Source organism: Thermococcus cleftensis (genome assembly GCF_000265525.1).
Lineage (GTDB): Archaea > Methanobacteriota_B > Thermococci > Thermococcales > Thermococcaceae > Thermococcus > Thermococcus cleftensis.
The window spans coordinates 574069-591595 of record NC_018015.1 but is presented as its reverse complement, the minus strand read 5'-3'; the positions used below and the strand labels follow the sequence as shown (position 1 = coordinate 591595).

The following is a 17527-nucleotide window of genomic DNA, read 5'->3' as shown; positions in this document are numbered from 1 at the left end:
GAAAGTCCGTTTTAGGTGAATGGTGATGTTGATAGGCATAATGAGTGACACCCACGACAACCTCCAGGCGATCGCGAAGGCGGTTGAACTGTTCAACCGGGAGAACGTCGAGCTTGTCATTCACGCTGGGGACTACGTTGCGCCTTTCGTTGCGCGGGAGCTGAAGAAGCTGAAGGCACCGCTCAAGGGAGTTTTTGGCAACAACGACGGCGAGAGGAAAGGCCTCTACGAGGCCCTTGGCATATACGACGAGCTGATAGAGCTGGAAGCTGACGGAATGAAGATAGCGGTGACCCACGGTACCAACGGGGTTCTGGTGAGGGCCCTCGTCAGGAGCAGGCTGTACGATGTCGTTGTCGTCGGCCACACCCACCGCTACGAAATAAGGGAGGAGGGGAGGACGATACTCGTCAATCCCGGTGAGGTCTGCGGCTACGTCAGCGGCGTCAAGAGCGTGGCCCTGCTCGACACGCGGAAGAGGGAAGTGAGAATAATCAACCTCGACACCGGGGAGCTGCTCGGGGCGATGAGTCTTTGAGGTTTTATTCTCTCCAATCAACGCTTCAACGGCGGTCGATATGGACGACATACTGGTTCCAAAGGAAAGAACCGATGCGGTAGTGTTCATAGGCGTGGACGACTCGGGGGGCGTTGAGTTCGTCAAGGTCTACGCCGTGGACGAGGAAAAAGCCAGGGCCGCTCTGGAGGAGTTCTTCAGTGCCAGGGGGCTCTTTCCTGCCGATTACCGGCTGGTCAGCAGAGGATTGGAAGACGTCTCCGGCAAGGGTGCAATAACCACCAGAAGCGAGGCCGAACTGAGCGCCTCCCTCGCGAGGTTGGGGTTAAAGCTTCTCTCCAACGGCGTCTTGGACGTCGGGGGCCTTGACAGGGTCTACCAGTTCACCCTGGTGAGCGAGGAGCTTTACCTCAAACTCAGGCGGAAGGAAGAGGCGGAGAAGGCCAAAAAGAGGGGGCTTGCCCTGACTATCAGGGCCGCTATCGAGCTCGGCTTTCACACCCTCATTGTGAACCTCAGGGGAATAAACCTCGAACCCCTCCTTCCTGAAGGTGCCAAACTGCTCCGCGAGCCGTCGCCGGGGGAGGTTCTGCGGGAGATGGGGCGGGGAGAGTTTCAAGTGGTCGTGGAGACTGTGTGGCCGGACAAGTACTACACCGTCCCCTTTGGGGCCAGGATAAAAATCCCTCCCATGTCGAGGCAGGAATTCGCCCGGGAGCTTGAGAACCTCGTAGGGGTTCCGGTTGATGAGGGGATTCTCGATGACTACCCTGAGTGGCTGTTCAACTACAGGAACCTTGAGATGATAGTCCAAATCTTCGAGAAGCTCAGGAAGAGGGGCATGGAAAAGGAGAAAGCTCTTGAAACCGCGATCTTTGTTAATCTCGGCTTTGTGCCATCTGAATTCGAGGGGCTGGACGACGGGATTAGACCCTCAAAGCCCTGAAGTAAGCCTTAACAGCTTCTCGGAACTCCGGCTTGTGCTTCCCCAGCGCGGCGTTTGCAAGCTCTTTCAGTTCTCCCTCTGCGAGATAGCTGAGGAGAAGTCCTTCGTCCACCGTAAGCTCTTCCACGAATTTGGAACCCCTGAGGAACTCCTCCCTGCTTTTGGCCCTTTCGTGCAGTTCCCTCAGCTTCTCCAGATACGGCTCGACCCTCTCGGACCTTCTCTTGAACTCCAGCCAGTTCACGGTGAGCCTCTCCCCAGGGCTAACGTATCTCCCCGGGCTCTCGAGGTATGGCCTGAGGCGCTCCCCCAGCTTCGAGCCGAGCATCTTTCTCCTGAAGCCCTCGATGGAGTCATAGTTATCGTTCAGCCGTTTCCTGTCCACCATGTCCAAGGCATCGAAGAGCGCTATGGAGGTGAGGTAACACAGGGCCGCGAAGGGAACCTTTGGGAGGATTATGAAGCCCCTTCCCACCTTGACCTTCTCGCCCTCCCTTCTCTCAAGCCCCTCTAAGAGCATTCCGAGGGGATAGCTGAGGCTCTTCACGCAGAACTCAAGTTCGTCCATGCCATCACCGCCCAAGGTTATTCGGCAACACTAAAAGAATTTCGTCAGGTTTTTAGGCCCTTTGCGGTTCGATTCACATGGGTGGGAGAATGAACTGGGTAGAAATAGACGGCTCCTACGGCGAGGGCGGGGGACAGATCCTGAGGACGAGCGTTGCTCTCTCGGTAATCACCGGAAAGCCGGTCAGGATTTACAACATCCGCGCCAACAGGCCGAATCCCGGCTTGAGGCCACAGCACCTCCACGGGATTTTAGCGTTGAAGGAGCTGAGCAACGCGAGGGTTAAGGGCGCTCAGGTCGGCTCAACGGTTCTTGAGTTCGTTCCCGGGAAGGCCAGGGCCAAGCACGTCCGCGTTCCGATAAAGACGGCCGGGAGCGTAACTCTTGTCCTCCAGGCCCTGCTTCCGGCGATGGCCTTCACCGGGGGAAGCTTCGAGGTAACCGGGGGAACCGACGTCCCCTGGAGCCCGCCGGTGGACTACCTCAGGAACGTTACGCTCTTCGCGCTGGAGAAGATGGGTCTTAAAGTTGAACTCGAAATCAGGCGGAGGGGTCACTACCCGAAGGGCGGCGGGCTGGTCACCGGAAGGGTCGAGCCCTGGGAGGAGAGGAAACCCCTGAAGGCCCTCGAGTGGAGCAGAATAGAGCGCTTCGCCGGAATAAGCCACGCCACCAACCTTCCTTCTCACGTCGCCGAGAGGCAGGCAAAGGCAGCCGAGGAGAGGCTGAGGGAGCTCTACGGCGTCCCGGTGGAAATTGAGACTGAACTTTCCCGCTCGCTCGGGCCGGGGAGCGGTATCGTCGTCTGGGCCGAGACCGATAAGTTAAGGCTCGGCGGCGACGCCCTCGGCAAGCGCGGGAAGCCGGCTGAGGTCGTCGGAGGAGAGGCAGCCGACGAGCTGATAGCACAGCTGACGCCCGGGAAGGCCGCTGATAGGTTCCTCGGCGACCAGCTGATACCGTTTTTGGCCTTTGCAGGCGGCGAGCTTGGGGTGGCGGAGGTTACCAACCACCTTGTCACCAACGTCTGGGTGGTTGAGCGGTTCCTGGGCAAGATCTTCGAGGTCGAGGGTGAAATCGGTGAACCCGGAATTGTGAGGGTGGTGAAGCGGGCAGAGTCCTGATTTCCTCTTTACTCTTCCAGCTCCACCCCGTAGACCTTCTCCGGGTTCTCGACGTGAATCTTGTAGACGTCCTCCTCGGTGAAGAGGCCGTTCTGAAGGAAGGCCTTAGTCCTCTTCGGCACGGTCTTCGGCCCGAGAACAGCCCCGGGACGGCGCTTGTCGTCTATGTAGTCGGTCTCCATCATGAACCTGTTGCCCTGCTTTATCGCCTCTTCGATGTTCTTCCTGCTCGCTATGATGCTCGGGAAGACGCCGACTTCCTCGGCGACCTTCACCAGCGGCGGCGAGAAGTGCTTTACCACCTTGTACGGCTTTATCCCGACCTCCCTCACGTACTCGCCGAGCTCCATGAACTTCTCCTCGTCGAAGCTCTCCGTGTGGAGCTGGACCGCGCAGTCGGCTTCCTTGGCAAGGCTCATCCCGTACTTCATCAGCTCTATGCTTGCCTCCCAGATTTCCTCGCTTACCTCGTAGTGGGGCCTGCCTATTTCGCCTATCGCTATGGCCTTCCCTTCCAGGCAAAGTCTCTGGACGTATTCGAGGGCCTTCATGACCTCGTTTTTGGCATAGTTTAGGCCCCTCTGCTCGGCCAGGTAGACGAACTCCGCGGGGTGAACGCCGACGACGGCATAGGCTTTAACCGGCGTTTCTCGGTTGATTTTCTCGACGAGCTCGATATGGAAATCCATCGCCTTGATGAAGTCCTCGGCCCTTAGACCTTGGAAGCCGTAGTCGTGGGCCGTCTTGTAGACAACCACCAGGTGGGTTCCTCCGGCCCTGTGGAACTGCTTGATGGCCTCAAGGAAAAGGCCCTTGAATGGGTCAACATGAAAGTGGTCGTCGAGGATTATCATACAATCACCTCACGAGCGGTAGACGTTGAGGACCTCCCCCGTCTTGACCTCCATATGCCCCTCGAGGAGCAGGGCCACCTCGTCGCCCCCGACGGCGAAGTCTATCTTCCTGTTCTGGATGTATATCTCCCTTATGAGCGCCACGTTCTTGCCCTTTAGCTTGTAGCCCGGGTATATGAGTCCCTCCTTCACTATCCCCGCGAGAACCTGCTTTCCGAGGACGTAGGTGACGCCGGCGACGATGAACTTTCCCACCGGCTCGCGGGATACGACCTCAACCTCACCCTTCTTTCTGAACCTGTCGAGTATCCCCATCGGGCTCCCCCAGAAAAAAGAGGGGCGGGAGGATAAAAGCTTTGCCGCTCAGAGCTTCGCGAAATGCACCGAGCAGGAGATGCAGGGGTCAAAGGCCCTTACCGTCTCCTCAAGCCTCCCGAGCATTTCCTCCTCTGGAACCTCGCCGTAAAGCTCCCTCGCCTCCCAGAGGAGCGCGCGCTCCATCATCGCGTGGTTCAGCGCGGTTGGGGTTATTATGTTGGAGTAGGATATGCTTCCGTTTCCGTCTATCCTGTAGTGGTGAATGAGCACGCCTCTGGGCGCCTCCACGTAGCCTATCCCCTCGCCCTCCCTGGCTTCAACAGGGACGTTCTCCCTTTCGATGCCCCCATCGAGGAGGGTCTTCGCTATCTCTTTCGCCCGTTCGAGGGAGTAAACCAGCTCTATCGCCTGGGCAAGGTTGTTGTAGCTGACGTAGCCGGTCTCCAGTTTTTCCCTGTGCTCCTCGAAGAGCCGCCTGGCAAGGGGCGTTAGGGAATCCCCCTTCAGGAGGAGCCTTGCGAGCGATCCCACGAGGAAGGGTCTTCCGTTGTAGAGGCTCTGCTTCGCAAAGCTGTAAACGAGTGGGCGCTCCTCTATCCGCTCGGTGTAGTGGAAGTTCTTCTCGATGTTTGAGATAAGGGATTCCCCCGTGAGGTAACCGTCGGTCGCCACAAAGAGCTCTGCCTTTCCGCCGTAGGGCCCTATCTCTGAGAAGAGTCGAACCGAGCGCCTGGCTATTGTCAGCAATCCATCCGCTTCCCTTTCTACCGCTTCCAGCTCCTCGGGGAGGGGCCACCTGCCGAAGCCGCCTGGCTTGACGTTTATACCGTGTATCTCCCGGCCGCCCACCATGACCCTTATCCTGTTCCCGAAGGACTTGAGGGCCAGGCCTTCCTTTACAAGCTCTCCGTGCTTCGTGGCCATTCTTATGGCGTCCGGATAGCCGAACAGGTCGGGGGCAACTAGGAGGTAGAGGTGGAGGGAGTGGCTCTCAAGGAACTCTCCTATCAGGCCAAGCTCCCTGATGAGCTGAATCTCCTCCGGAACCTCCACGCCGAAAGCCCTCTCAATGCCCAGAACCGAGGCGACGCTGTGGGAGAGGTAGCAGATGGCACATATCCTCGCTTCGAGATCGGGCACGTCGTAGTAATGCCTGCCAAGGGTTAGAAGCTCAAAAAAGCGCGGCCCCTCGATGATCTTAAGCCTGACGTCCTTTACCTCCCCGTCCTCTATGACGATCTCCGCCTTGCCGTTGCCCTCCACGCGGGTGAACTCCCTAGTCTCGATGATCATGGCTCCCACCTCGCGAAGGTCTTGAACTTCCTTATGATGTATTCGTCATCGTAGCCGAGCTCCCTGAGTACCTCGTATTCGCCCGCAGGGTTCACTTCTCCGGGCAGCGGACCGCGGCAGCCGATGCATCCCAGACCCGAGCGCACGCAGACGGCGTTGCAGCCGCCGTAGGTTATCGGGCCGAGGCAGGGAAGGCCCTTCTTCACCAGCACGCACTCGTATTCATTGAGCTTGCACTCGAGGCAGACAGGATAGTCTTTTTTAACGGGCTCGATGCCCTTGGCGATGTCCAGGAGCACTTGATAGACCTCGTTCTTGTCGTAAGGACAGCCCGGGAGCGCGAAATCAACTGCCACGTACTCCACCACCGGCTTTGAATCGAGGGCACGCATCGGATTGCCTTCATCTCCGTAAACGGCCTTCAGCTTTTCTCTGATTGGCAGTTCAACGCTGGCCTGAACTGAGCCGTGTGTTGCGCAGGTTCCGAGTGCTATCAGGTAATCGGAGTGGTTCCTCGCCTCCTTGAGCAGGTTCAGGTCGCGCTGGGTCGAGACCGTTCCGGTAACGAGGGCGACGTCGTAGTGGTTCCCCTCGCGCAGACTGGTTGCCATGTGGAACTCGGTTATCTCGTAGAACTCAAGGAGGTCGAAGAGCCTCTCGTAGAGGAAGAGCATGTTCAGGGCACAGCCGCCGCAGTCGGTAAGCTCGAAAACCCCCAGCTTGAGCTTGTCCATCATATCAACCCCCTCGTGGAGAGAGCGTCCCAGTAGGTGAAGACCGGGCCGTCCTGGCAGATGTACTTCATGGAGACGCTTGTTCCGACGACGCAGTGGCCGCATTTGCCGACTCCGCAGCGCATGCGCCTTTCAAGGGTCATGTAAATCCTGCCAGGTGAGAGCTTCCTGTCAAGGAGCTCCCTTATGACAAAGCGGTACATGACCGGCGGGCCGCAGATGAGGGCGTATGCCCTGTTAACGTCAAACTCCTCTCCCCTGAAGAGGTCGGTAACGACGCCTCTGCAGACCCTGTCCGAGAACCCCTGCTCTAGGTAGATGCACGATGGGCTTTCGACCTCGTAGGCCAGCTTGACCGTGCAGCCCATTGCGGAACCGTGCTTCAGGAGGTGAATTATCTCGTCGCGGAAGAGGATGTCCTCGTAGGCTTTGGTTCCGTAAAAGAGCCAGACGTGCTCGTATTTGCCGGTGTCGATGGCATACCAGAGCACCGAGCGGAGGGGAGCCATTCCAAGGCCACCTGCCACAAGAACCAGGTTCGAGCCCTCCATCTTCTCCATCGGGAAGCCGTTGCCATAGGGCCCGCGGATTCCTACTACGTCCCCTTCCTTCATCTTGTGGATGAACTTTGTCATCCTGCCCGCTTTCCTTATGCAGAGCTGGATGGGACTCCTCGTTGGGGGCGAGCACAGACTTATCGGGAACTCGCCGAAGCCCGGGACATCAACGATGACGAACTGCCCGGGCCTGAATGTGAACCTCTCGTTCAGATCTTCGTCAAGGAAGCGCAGGGTGAAGAGCTTCTCCCGCGGTGTCAGGTCCCTTACCTCAAGGATTCTCGCAGGGTGGCTTTCGTAGGGATTCATTCCAGAGACCCCCTTATTTCGTCGAGGACTTTAACGTGCTCTATCTTCGCCGGGCAGAACTCGTCGCAGCGACCGCAGCCGACGCAGTTGTAGCCCGAGGAGGGGTCAAAGTAGCTCTTGCAGTAGTAGCGGTGCCTGAAGCGGTCCAACCGCGTGGGCCTGAAGTTATGGCCTCCAGCAACGAGTCCGTGGTTCTCCATGAAGCAGGAGTCGTAGCGTCTCTCCCTCACCGCGCTGTAGGCGTCGACCCAGCGGTCGCAGACCTCGTAGCAGCGGCAGGTCGGACAGACCATGTTACAGTTGCCGCAGGCGAGACAGATGTCCGCGTACTTCTTCCACACCGGGCTGTTGTATGCCAAATCGAGCATGTCGGCGAGGCCTTCCTGCGGAAGCTCCTTTTGAAAGGAGTTGGCGCGCCTCTCCTCGAACTCCTTGAAGTTGGCGAGGTCTTCGTCGGTCACCTCCTCGAACAGCTCACCGTTCTCCCAGACTATCTCGTGGCCGCGGACGCTCCCGATTCTGACCAGCCAGCCGTCGGGAAGCTCGTGGAGAAACAGATCGAAGCCGTCCATCGCGAAGTGCGTTCCGAGGCTCTTGCAGAAGCAGTACTCATCGGGCATACAGCTTATTCCTATTACTAAAGTCTTCTCGCGCCTGCTCTTGTAGTACGGATCGGCCGGCTCGTCGAGGTATACCCTGTCGAGTATCTTAAGACCGTGAATGTCACAGGAGTGGAGCCCGAAGAGAACCGTCGGTTCCGCTTCAAGGTTTTCTTCCCAGTGGCCGTTCTTCAGCCTGAGAATAGCCTCTTTGGGTCTGAAGAAAAACTTCTTCGGCGGAAGCATGGTTCTGTTGTAGTCCAGCGCTATCTCCGCCGGGTCGTGCACTTCCTGGAAAGAATAGATACCCCCTCTTTTGACCGGGGCATACACACTGCCCCAGGCCTCAAGGGACTTGAAGAACTTCCCAAAGTTTTCGGAGGGCAGTTTTATATATCTCAAGGGCATCACCGCCTTAAATGGGATTACATTTTTAAGTTTGTAAAGAATTGATTTAAGAATTTTTCAAACGAATGGTTACCAACCAGATGTTACAAACTTGTACTTTAGTGCACGCTTATAAACATTGAAGTTGAGACTCTTTTGAGAAATCCCGTGGTGATGCGAGATGGAAGCCTCGTTCGATTACATGCGCTCTTATCCGCCGGAGCCGAGTTCTCTAATCCCTCTTCTCCAGAGAACCCAGGAGCGCTTTGGCTACCTTCCCAGGGAGGCCCTTGAAGAGATTGCGAACTACCTCGGGATTCCCCTCAGCAGGGTCTACGGGGTCGCGACTTTCTACGCCCAGTTCCGCTTCGAGCCCCTCGGGAAGTACGTCGTCAAGATCTGCCACGGAACTGCCTGTCACGTCAACGGTGCCGTCAACATAGCGCAGGCCATAACCGAGGAGCTCGGGATTGAGGAGGGTCAGACGACCGGGGACGGCCTTGTAACGCTGGAGCGCGTCGCCTGCCTCGGCTGCTGCAGCCTTGCCCCGGTGATAATGATAAACGAGAAGGTCTTCGGCAAGCTGAACCCTGACAAGGTGAGGAAGCTGATGAGAAAGCTCAGGGAGGGGAAGCTCGATGTCTGAAATCAGGGCCATAGCGGTCGGCATGAACTCCTGCGGTATAGCGGCTGGAGCCAAAGAGACGTACGAGGCGATAAAGGCCGAGCTTGAGAGGAGAGACCTTGATGTGAAGCTCAAGATAGTCGGCTGCGTTGGCATGTGCTACCGCGAGCCTCTCGTGGACATCATCACCGAGGACGAGATAATCACCTACGGCCACGTCGACCCGAAGAAGGTTCCGAGGATTATAGAGGAGCACGTCATTAATGGAAAACCAGTAGAGGAGTGGGTGGTCAAGCGCGACTGGTGGGAGAACGGGGAAAGAAAGACGTGGGACGTTGACGGCTACTTTGCCAAGCAGAAGAAGATAGTGCTCGAGAATTCGGGATACATTGACCCCGAGAACATCGATGAGTACATAGCTGCTGGCGGCTACGAGGCCCTCAAAAAGGCCCTCAAGATGGAGCCCGAGGAGATCATAGACGTAATCATGAAGTCAGGCCTTAGGGGAAGGGGCGGAGCGGGCTTCCCGACGGGACTGAAGTGGAAGTTCGCCCGCGAGGCTAAAGGGGACGTCAAGTACATCGTCTGCAACGCCGACGAAGGTGACCCCGGAGCCTTCATGGACAGGAACGTCCTTGAGGGCGACCCGCACAGGGTAATAGAGGGCATGATAATTGGAGCCTACGCGATCGGAGCGACGAAGGGCTTCATCTACGTCCGCGCCGAGTACCCGCTCGCGATAAGGAGATTGAAGATAGCGCTGAAGCAGGCCCGCGAGAGGGGATTCCTCGGCGAGAACATCCTTGGCTCGGGGTTCTCCTTCGACATCGTCATCAAGGAAGGTGCCGGGGCCTTTGTCTGCGGTGAGGAAACCGCTCTGATAGCCTCGATAGAGGGCAGGCGCGGAATGCCGAGGCCGAGGCCGCCGTACCCGGCTCAAAAAGGCCTCTGGGGCAAGCCCACGAACATCAACAACGTCGAGACGTGGGCAAACGTGCCGTGGATAATAAAGCACGGCTGGGAGGCCTACGCCTCAATCGGAACGGAGAAGAGCAAAGGAACGAAGGTTTTCGCCCTCTCAGGCAAGATAAAGCACGGCGGAAACGTCGAGGTTCCGATGGGCATGACCCTGAGGGAGATACTCTACGATATCGGCGGCGGGACGAAGACTGGCAAGAAAATCAAAGCCGTCCAGCTCGGCGGTCCTTCAGGTGGCTGTATCCCGGAGTACCTCTTTGACACTCCCGTTGATTACGAGAGCGTCAACGCAACCGGTGCAATAATGGGGAGCGGCGGAATGGTGGTCATGGACGAGGACACCTGTATGGTCGATGTCGCCAAGTTCTTCCTGGACTTTACAGTGAAAGAGTCCTGCGGGAAGTGCACCTTCTGCCGCCTCGGAACAAAGAGGATGTGGGAAATCCTCGACAAGTTCACCCAGGGCAAGGCCACCGGGGAAGACCTTGAGAAGCTCGAAAGGCTCGCCTACCAGGTCAAGGCCGGCTCTCTCTGCGGCCTCGGCCAGACGGCACCAAATCCAGTTCTAACAACGCTCCGCTACTTCAGGGACGAGTACTTAGCGCACATCGAAGGAAAATGCCCGGCCAAGGTCTGCAAGCCGCTCATCAGGTACGTCATAATCGCCGACAGGTGCACCGGCTGTACGGCATGTGCGATCTTCTGCCCGGTGAAGGCGATAAGCGGCGAGAGGCTCAAGCCCCACGTCATCAACCAGGACGAGTGCATCAAGTGCGGGACCTGCTACGAGGTGTGCCGGTTCAACGCCATCGAGATAGTCGATGCGGGGGGTGAGTGAGATGGTCAAAATCATAGTCAACGGTAAAGAGCTTGAAGCTCCCGAGGGAAAGCCGCTCATAGACTTCCTGCGTGAAATCGGGGAGCACATCCCGGGCTTCTGCTACACGAACGAACTCGACCCCTACGGCTCGTGCAGGCTCTGTCTCGTTTCAACGCCCAGAGGAGTGACAACCTCGTGCACGCTCAAACCAATGGAGGGGCTGAAGATAGAGACCCTCAGCGATGAAGTCGTTTCAATGAGAAAGACCGCGCTGGAGCTCATCCTCTCGGATCACTACGGCGACTGCATCGGCCCATGTCAGGACGGCTGTCCGGCGCACAGCGATGTTCAGGGCTATCTGGCGCTCATAGCGATGGGCAAATACCACGAGGCTGTTAAGCTGATGAAGGAGAAGTACATCCTTCCGGCGGTTCTTGGAAGGGTCTGCCCTGCCTTCTGTGAGGAGGCCTGCCGGAGGAACCTCGTGGATGAACCCCTGGCGATAAGGCAGCTCAAACGTTTTGCCGCCGACTACGACCTCGAGCACGGCCCGTGGATGCCGGAGATACCGCCCTCGACTGGAAAGAGGATAGCCGTCGTCGGCGGGGGACCAGCTGGCCTCGCCTGCGCCTATTACCTCAGGACCATGGGGCACGAGGTTACGATAATCGAGGCCATGCCCGAGCTCGGCGGAATGATGCGCTACGGGATTCCGCCCTACAGGCTCCCGAGGGACGTTCTCGACAGAGACATTGCGACGGTGATGAACACGGGCATCGAGGTGAAAACAAACACCGCCCTCGGAAGGGACGTTACCCTCGAAGAGCTCCGCGAGAGCTATGATGCCGTCTTCCTCGGCGTCGGTGCCTGGAGAAGCAGAAAGATGGGAATTCCGGGCGAGGAGCTTGAAGGCGTCATGCACGGCATAGAGTTCCTCCGGAAGGTCAACATGGGCGAAAAGGTCGAGCTCGGCGAGCGCGTCATAGTTGTCGGAGGCGGAAACACCGCGATGGACGTGGCGAGGACGGCTTTAAGGCTCGGTGCAAAGGTTACCGTCGTCTACAGGCGCTCAAAGGCCGAGATGCCCGCCAACGAGAGGGAAGTCGAGGAGGCGATGGAGGAAGGCGTTGAGTTCATGTTCCTCACCAACCCGGTCAGAATCCTTGGGGACGGCAGAGTCGAGGAAGTCGAGCTGGTGAAGATGAAGCTCGGCGAGCCGGATTCGAGCGGCAGGAGGAGGCCGATACCGATAGAGGGTTCGGAGTTCCGCGTTAAGGCCGACAACGTTATCCTCGCCATAGGTCAGTACTGCGACGAGGGGTTCCTGAATAGCCTTGGCATTGAGGCGAAGCGCGGAAAGGCTGTAGTTGATGAGGTGACACTTCAGACGAGTATTCCTGGGGTCTTCGCCGGCGGCGATCTCGTTCTCGGACCCTCAACGGTTATCGAGAGTATCGCAACCGGAAGAAGGGCCGCGATAATGATAGACCTCTACCTCAAGGGCAAGCTTGACAAGGCTAAGGCCGTGCTTACCGAGCCTGAGAAGCACATAGAGGAGGTCCTCAGCGACGACGACCTGTATAGGGTTCTCTTTGACCTCAGGCCCTACAACCACTGGAAGAGGGTCACGGAGAAGGACTACGAGGGTGTTGAAAGAAAGCCGAGGGCGAAGGTGAAGCTCCTTGAACCGGAAAGGAGGAAGAAGACCTTCGATGAGGTCGAGCCGGCCTTGAGTGAGGAGGAGGTTCTGAAGGAAGCCCAGCGCTGTATGAGCTGCGGCTGTATGGAGGTCTTCCGCTGCAAGCTGAGGGAGTATGCCACGCTCTACGGTGCCGAACAGCACGCCTTTGAGGGCGAGGGGAACAAGTTCGAAATAGACGAGAGCCATCAGTGGGTGACGCTCGACAACAACAAGTGCGTCCTCTGCGGCCAGTGCGTCCGCTTTACCCATGAGGTCGCTGGAGAGGGCGTCCTTGACTACCTGTTCAGGGGCTTTGCCACGAGAATCGGGCCTCCGCTCGGCGATAAGATGGCCGACCTAAGGGGGAGCTTCATCGGTGAGCTTGCCGACGTCTGTCCGGTAGGGGCTATAACCGAGAAGCTCCCCTTCGTCAAGCCCGGCCCGTGGAAGACGAAGCCGGTAAAGACCGTCTGCAACGGCTGCTCCTTCGCCTGCGAGATGAACGTGGAGGTCTACGACGGCATGCTCGTCAGGGCATCGAGCATAGCTGACTCATGGAACAGGCATATCTGCGACCACTGCAGGTTTGACAGGCCCTGGGCCGAGGATTTAACCCAGCCGCTCCTCAACGGAAAGCCCGTAAGCTGGGAGGAGGCAAAGCGCTTCATAGCTGAGAGGAGCTACGCCCTTATCCTGAGTCCCGACTTAACCAACGAGGAGATTGCCTTCCTGAAGGCCTTCGCCGAGCGGAAGGGGGTTACCATAGGCTCAACAGCGAGTGGAAGCCCCTCGACGGCTACGCTGGAGGACGTCAGAAACGCCAAGAGGGTTCTCCTGAAGGCCGACCCGGAGAAGTTCCCGCTCCTCAAGATACTGCTGAGGGGGAAGGAAATCGTTGAGGAGAACTATGATCTGGCTGTGCTCGAGGGCCCGGCGGAGCCGCTCGAAGTGCCAACACTGATCCTGCACGAAGGCGTCAACGCGGCCGGACTGCTGAAGGCCGGCGTTAAGGGAATCCCGGAGAGTGAAGCTTACGTGGTCATAGGCAGGCCGGGGAAGGAGCTACCTGGTGACGTCCTCGTGATTCCGGCCGGAGTGTGGGCGGAGAAGAGCGGAACGGTAACGAACGCCCTCGGAATGGAGCTGAAAATGGAGAGTGCGAGGGAGGGCTACTCGCCGCTGGGCCTTTTTGAGTGATTTTTGTCTTTACCCCTCCACTTTCTTCCGGACCTTTCCGGGATAGGTAGGTTCTGGCTTAGTCCTCTGGAACCCGTCTGGAAGTTGGAAATGCTCTCCGAAGTTTTTAAATAGCATAATGACGATTATATAATCATGATTACGCAAAAGTTCGTTGACAGGGAGGAGGAAATCGCGACCCTGCGGAGGGCATTTGAAAGGGGCGCCCTCATTGTGGTCTACGGAAGGAGGCGAGTCGGGAAGACGCGGCTTCTCATCGAGGCCTCGAAGGGCTTCGAAACCCTCTACCACCTGTGCAAGGAGGAAGAGCCGAGGGAAACCTTAAAGTCCCTCAACGCAAAGCTCTTCTCGCTGACGGGGGATGACTCTCTCCTCAGACACCCGGTCAGCTCCTTCGAGGAGTTTTTTGAGCGGCTTCCCGAAGGAGTCGTGGTGATATTCGACGAGTTTCAGGTGCTGGTCAGGAACCACCCGAGAATCCTCGGCGTCCTGCAGGAGTACTGGGACTTCGGGGGGAAGGGCAGCCTTGTCCTCTGCGGCTCAAGCGTCTCGATGATGGAGGAGCTGACCTCCTACGGGAGCCCGATCTACGGCAGGAGGACGCTCTCCCTGAAGGTTCAGCCCTTAAAGTTCCGCCACGTGGGGGAGTTCTTCCCGGGTTACAGCCTCGAAGATGACGTCAAGGTTTACGGCGCGGTGGGCGGTGTTCCGGAGTACCTCCTCCGCCTCGACCCCTCGCTTCCGCCTGAAGAGAACGTACGGAGAGAGTTCTTTGGCAGGGGTTTTCTCTACGAGGAAGCTGAGTACCTGCTCCGCTACGAGCTCAGGGATTTGAGCACCTACAACACGATACTTGAGGCAATAAGCTACGGCTACCGCTCATTCAACGAGCTGAAGACCGCGACGGAAATTGACGGCTCGAAGCTGACCCGCTACCTGAGCATACTGATAAACCTCGGCATCGTTGGGAGGGAACTGCCGGTCACGGCCACGGCAAAGAAGAGGCGGAGGAACTCCCGCTACTTCATAAAGGACAACTACTTTGCCTTCTACTACACCTTCGTCCACCCATTCAAGGAGGAAATCGAGCTCGGCATTCCGGATGTGGCTATTGAACATTTCGAGCGGAGCTTCAACCGCTACCTCGGCTTCACCTTCGAGGGCATCGCCAGGGAGTTCCTCCTGGAGATGAACAGGGCCGGAAAGTTACCGTTCAGGTTCACCAAAATAGGCCGCTGGTGGCACAGAGGAGAAGAAATCGATTTAGTGGCTCTGAACGAGAGGGAGAGGAAGGCGCTGTTTGTGGAGGTGAAGTGGAAAAGCCTGAGGGAGAGGGAAGCACGTGGGATTTTGAAGGACCTTGAAAGAAAGGCTGGGCTTGTGGGTCTTGATGGGTGGGAGAAGAACTATGGCTTGGTGGCGAGGAGGATTAAAGACAAAGAGAAGCTGAGGGAAGATGGCTACTTCGCCTGGGATTTGGGGGACTTCGAAAGGCTGAAAGGGGCGGAGGGGCTCTGAGTTTTCGAAACGTTTGCCCCTCAGATCACCGCCGGAACGCCCGGAATCCTCGGGAACGGCTGAACCTCGGCTATGTGCTTTGCCCCCACCATGTAGCGGATCAGCCTCTCGACGCCAATTCCTGCCCCGGCGCTCGGCCTCAGCAGGCCGGCTTTGGCCACCTCCAGGTAGGGTCTGAAAGCATCGAGGCTTATGCCGGCTCTCTTCATCTTCCTGACGATGACCTCGTACTCCCACTCCCTCTCGCCGCCGCTCGAAACTTCACCGTAGCCCTCCGGCAGGTAGAGGTCGTAGTTCCTGAAGTGGCCGGGTCTTTCCGGGTCCTCCCTGTCGTAGAACTCCCTTTCGATGTCCGTGACCCAGAAAGGTTCCTTCATAACCCTGCTGGCCTCGTCCTCATCTCCGAACTCCGCCTTTATCTCCTCCAGCGTGAAGCGCTTGAAGGGCGGCCTGACCCTGGGCACCTCCCTCTCGAGGCCCCAGCCCCTGGCCTCCTTGAACAGTCCGCTTATAAGACCCTCGATGAGCCCCATCACATCGTCCATACTTGCATAGGCCATCTCAAAGTCCAGCTGGGTGAACTCGTAGGCGTGCCTGCCGTCGTCTGCCGAGCGACCTTCAAGCCTGATGTTGGGCGAGAGGACGAAGAGCCTATCGATGCCCATCGCAACTGCCATCTGCTTGTGGAGTATCATGCTGTGGGTCAGCCTCAGCCTGGAACCATAGACCTCGACTTCGGGCGGCTTCAGCGCCTCTTCCGCCGCTGGATCCGGCCAGAGGGGGTCGGTTATGGAGCTGAGCATGACCGGAAGGAGCCACTTGAAGCCCTGGCTCACCATGTATCTTGTCATATAGTCAACCATTCTCGTCTGAACTTCCATAACTGGTTCAATTTTTCTGGTCACAATTTGGAGAGCGTTCATGTTTATCACCTGATTTCTGTCACTGACTTTTTCCTTTATGGCCTTTGTGCAAAAACTTTTGGATTTTGGGCAAGATATGACATTTAATTCCGGCCCTTTTTGGATATATGACAGTATACTGGGCTTTGTTTGACGTTCATCAAAGCCCTGCGGCGATAGCGTTATAACGCCCGCTGAGAACCCTGTATGGTGGTAAAGCATGGGAGTGTACATATTCACACCTGAGGACCTGATCCGCTACGGCGCCGCAACAGAGGAGCAGTTTGAGGTTCTGAAGAACGCGATTCTCTCCAAGAAGGACATCCTCGTGGTTGGTTCCAGCCGCTCCGGAAAGACCAAGCTGGTTGAGGCGCTGATGCACTTCATACCCGGCGACTGGAAGGTGGCCGTTATAACCGCCTACGGGGAGTTCAAGCCCTTCAAACCGAACATCGTTGTGGTGGATACTCAGTTCGACAGCCAGCCCCTGGAGAGGCGCACATCAAAGGTCATCTCAAAAATCAAGGCACTGAACCCGGACTACGTGGTCATAGACACCCTTCACACGGTAGATGTCGCGAGGATATTCCGCGAGCTTATAGACGACTACGCATTCATAGTGACCTCCCTTGCGCTGACCGACGACATAAAGGGCGAGGTTAAGCACTGGCTCCGCATAGACGACGAGACCTTTGACAAGTTCGACATAGTCGTCGAGCTCAAGAGGGACTTCAGGACAGGCAGAAAGAGCATAAACCGCATCTATGAGGTAAAGAACGGGGAGCTCAGGCCCGTTATTTAGAGCGTCCTTTCAGCCACTCCTTTACCTTTCCCCAGCCGTTATGGATTTCGTTTCTGACCTTCCTCTGCCGTTCTCTTGTAAAGTAGCCCTTCCTCCAGGCCGCGAACATCACCCCGTTGAATGCCAGGGTCGCCACTATGGCCAGGAAGAGGGAGTCGAAGGTTATGCCGGCCATCGAGTACTGGGTTCTCCTGAACATTCCGAGGGCAACGTAGTCGTCCGGGGTCATGTGCCTCATGGGGAGCACGACCCTCTCCGTCCCGTTTTCGGGCAGGAGGGACAGCATGTGGTTCCAGGTAACCACGTAGACCTTCACGTGCGTTCCGTTGACGGCGCAGTCGGGGACGACCGTGTTCTCCTCGATCCAGAGGCAGCTGCCATTATCGAGGAGCTGTCCGTTGACGTTGGTGTGTCCGTAGGTCTGGAAGTAGAAGGTTCCATTGTCCGGGTTCACCTTTACTACCTCTATGTCCTGCGTCGCCCCGCCGTAGACGAGGCCGCGGAAGAAGCGGTAGAGCTTGTCTATGAGCGAGTTGCTGAAGTACTCGTCCTCCCAGACGATGTAATAGTAGATGACGCCGTCGTAGTCCACCATGTAGAGGATTCCGACGGGCTTGTCGTCCGGGGCGGTGTAGACAACGGGGGTGTACTGATCTACCTTGTCGCTTTCTCCGGGCAGGTAGCCCTCCATGGAGTAGCCGCTCGAAGCTAAGCCGACGAACCAGAATATGAGGAAGTTGAGAACGAGCCACGTGGTTATCCATCTCTTCGATATCATGCCCCTCACTGGAATAAAGG

The 17527-nt window shown here is 57.4% G+C and carries 17 protein-coding genes; 8 read left to right on the top strand and 9 right to left on the bottom strand.

The genetic code is table 11. From position 1 onward, the window contains the following. Positions 1-25 precede the first annotated feature (25 nt). Positions 26-538, top strand: coding sequence for a metallophosphoesterase (locus CL1_RS03380; protein WP_014788492.1), 513 nt, complete (start codon positions 26-28; stop codon positions 536-538). Positions 539-578: 40 nt separating this feature from the next. Continuing rightward, positions 579-1463, top strand: coding sequence for a hypothetical protein (locus tag CL1_RS03375; RefSeq protein ID WP_014788491.1), 885 nt, complete (start codon positions 579-581; stop codon positions 1461-1463). Here the strand turns inward: CL1_RS03375 and CL1_RS03370 are convergent. Beyond that, on the bottom strand, positions 1444-2031 hold the full coding sequence (locus CL1_RS03370; RefSeq protein ID WP_014788490.1) for a hypothetical protein: 588 nt from the start codon (positions 2029-2031) through the stop codon (positions 1444-1446). The genes CL1_RS03375 and CL1_RS03370 overlap by 20 nt on opposite strands. Before the next feature lie 89 nt (positions 2032-2120). Here CL1_RS03370 and rtcA point away from each other — a divergent pair, with 89 nt between their 5' ends. Beyond that, a complete protein-coding gene (gene rtcA / locus CL1_RS03365; RefSeq protein ID WP_014788489.1) occupies positions 2121-3155 on the top strand; it encodes an RNA 3'-terminal phosphate cyclase in 1035 nt (344 codons plus the stop codon). A gap of 8 nt (positions 3156-3163) precedes the next feature. On the opposite strand, the gene CL1_RS03360 is transcribed toward rtcA, so the two are convergent. From CL1_RS03360 to shyB, 6 genes are read right to left on the bottom strand one after another with little or no spacing between them, the layout of a single operon-like run. After that, a complete protein-coding gene (locus tag CL1_RS03360) occupies positions 3164-4009 on the bottom strand; it encodes a TatD family hydrolase (protein ID WP_014788488.1) in 846 nt (281 codons plus the stop codon). A gap of 9 nt (positions 4010-4018) precedes the next feature. Continuing rightward, positions 4019-4324, bottom strand: a complete 306-nt coding sequence (gene pbp11, locus CL1_RS03355; protein WP_014788487.1) for a tRNA-binding protein Pbp11 — start codon at positions 4322-4324, stop codon at positions 4019-4021. A gap of 48 nt (positions 4325-4372) precedes the next feature. Next, positions 4373-5620, bottom strand: coding sequence for an NAD(P)-dependent hydrogenase/sulfhydrogenase 2 subunit alpha (gene shyA, locus CL1_RS03350; protein WP_014788486.1), 1248 nt, complete (start codon positions 5618-5620; stop codon positions 4373-4375). Next, complete coding sequence (gene shyD / locus CL1_RS03345; RefSeq protein WP_048151869.1) at positions 5617-6357, bottom strand: NAD(P)-dependent hydrogenase/sulfhydrogenase 2 subunit delta; 741 nt, start codon at positions 6355-6357, stop codon at positions 5617-5619. Before shyD ends, shyA begins: the two co-directional genes overlap by 4 nt. Continuing rightward, positions 6354-7220: an NAD(P)-dependent hydrogenase/sulfhydrogenase 2 subunit gamma gene (gene shyC, locus CL1_RS03340; protein WP_014788484.1), complete on the bottom strand. Its 867-nt coding sequence runs from the start codon at positions 7218-7220 to the stop codon at positions 6354-6356. The genes shyD and shyC overlap by 4 nt, the downstream gene beginning before the upstream one ends. After that, positions 7217-8221, bottom strand: a complete 1005-nt coding sequence (shyB, locus tag CL1_RS03335; RefSeq protein ID WP_048151864.1) for an NAD(P)-dependent hydrogenase/sulfhydrogenase 2 subunit beta — start codon at positions 8219-8221, stop codon at positions 7217-7219. The genes shyC and shyB overlap by 4 nt, the downstream gene beginning before the upstream one ends. Positions 8222-8387: 166 nt before the next feature. Between shyB and nuoE the strand changes: the two genes are divergently transcribed. The 4 genes from nuoE (at position 8388) to CL1_RS03315 (ending at position 15025) form a co-directional block, all read left to right on the top strand. After that, on the top strand, positions 8388-8852 hold the full coding sequence (gene nuoE, locus CL1_RS03330) for an NADH-quinone oxidoreductase subunit NuoE (RefSeq protein ID WP_014788482.1): 465 nt from the start codon (positions 8388-8390) through the stop codon (positions 8850-8852). After that, complete coding sequence (gene nuoF, locus CL1_RS03325; RefSeq protein WP_014788481.1) at positions 8845-10647, top strand: NADH-quinone oxidoreductase subunit NuoF; 1803 nt, start codon at positions 8845-8847, stop codon at positions 10645-10647. The genes nuoE and nuoF overlap by 8 nt, the downstream gene beginning before the upstream one ends. A 1-nt stretch (position 10648) precedes the next feature. Continuing rightward, the gene (locus tag CL1_RS03320; protein ID WP_014788480.1) at positions 10649-13507 is read left to right on the top strand and encodes an NAD(P)-binding protein; all 2859 of its coding nucleotides are present in this window, start codon (positions 10649-10651) and stop codon (positions 13505-13507) included. Positions 13508-13642: 135 nt separating this feature from the next. Next, a complete protein-coding gene (locus tag CL1_RS03315) occupies positions 13643-15025 on the top strand; it encodes an ATP-binding protein (RefSeq protein WP_014788479.1) in 1383 nt (460 codons plus the stop codon). Positions 15026-15045: 20 nt separating this feature from the next. On the opposite strand, the gene CL1_RS03310 is transcribed toward CL1_RS03315, so the two are convergent. Continuing rightward, positions 15046-15954 (bottom strand): asparagine synthetase A, encoded by a 909-nt coding sequence (locus CL1_RS03310; protein WP_394295198.1) that lies wholly within the window; start codon positions 15952-15954, stop codon positions 15046-15048. Positions 15955-16147: 193 nt separating this feature from the next. Here CL1_RS03310 and CL1_RS03305 point away from each other — a divergent pair, with 193 nt between their 5' ends. Further along, entirely contained in the window at positions 16148-16729 is a 582-nt protein-coding gene (locus CL1_RS03305) for a Flp pilus assembly complex ATPase component TadA (protein ID WP_014788477.1), read from the top strand. Here CL1_RS03305 and CL1_RS03300 read toward each other — a convergent pair. Next, positions 16722-17507: a hypothetical protein gene (locus CL1_RS03300; RefSeq protein WP_014788476.1), complete on the bottom strand. Its 786-nt coding sequence runs from the start codon at positions 17505-17507 to the stop codon at positions 16722-16724. The genes CL1_RS03305 and CL1_RS03300 overlap by 8 nt on opposite strands. Positions 17508-17527: the final 20 nt, after the last annotated feature.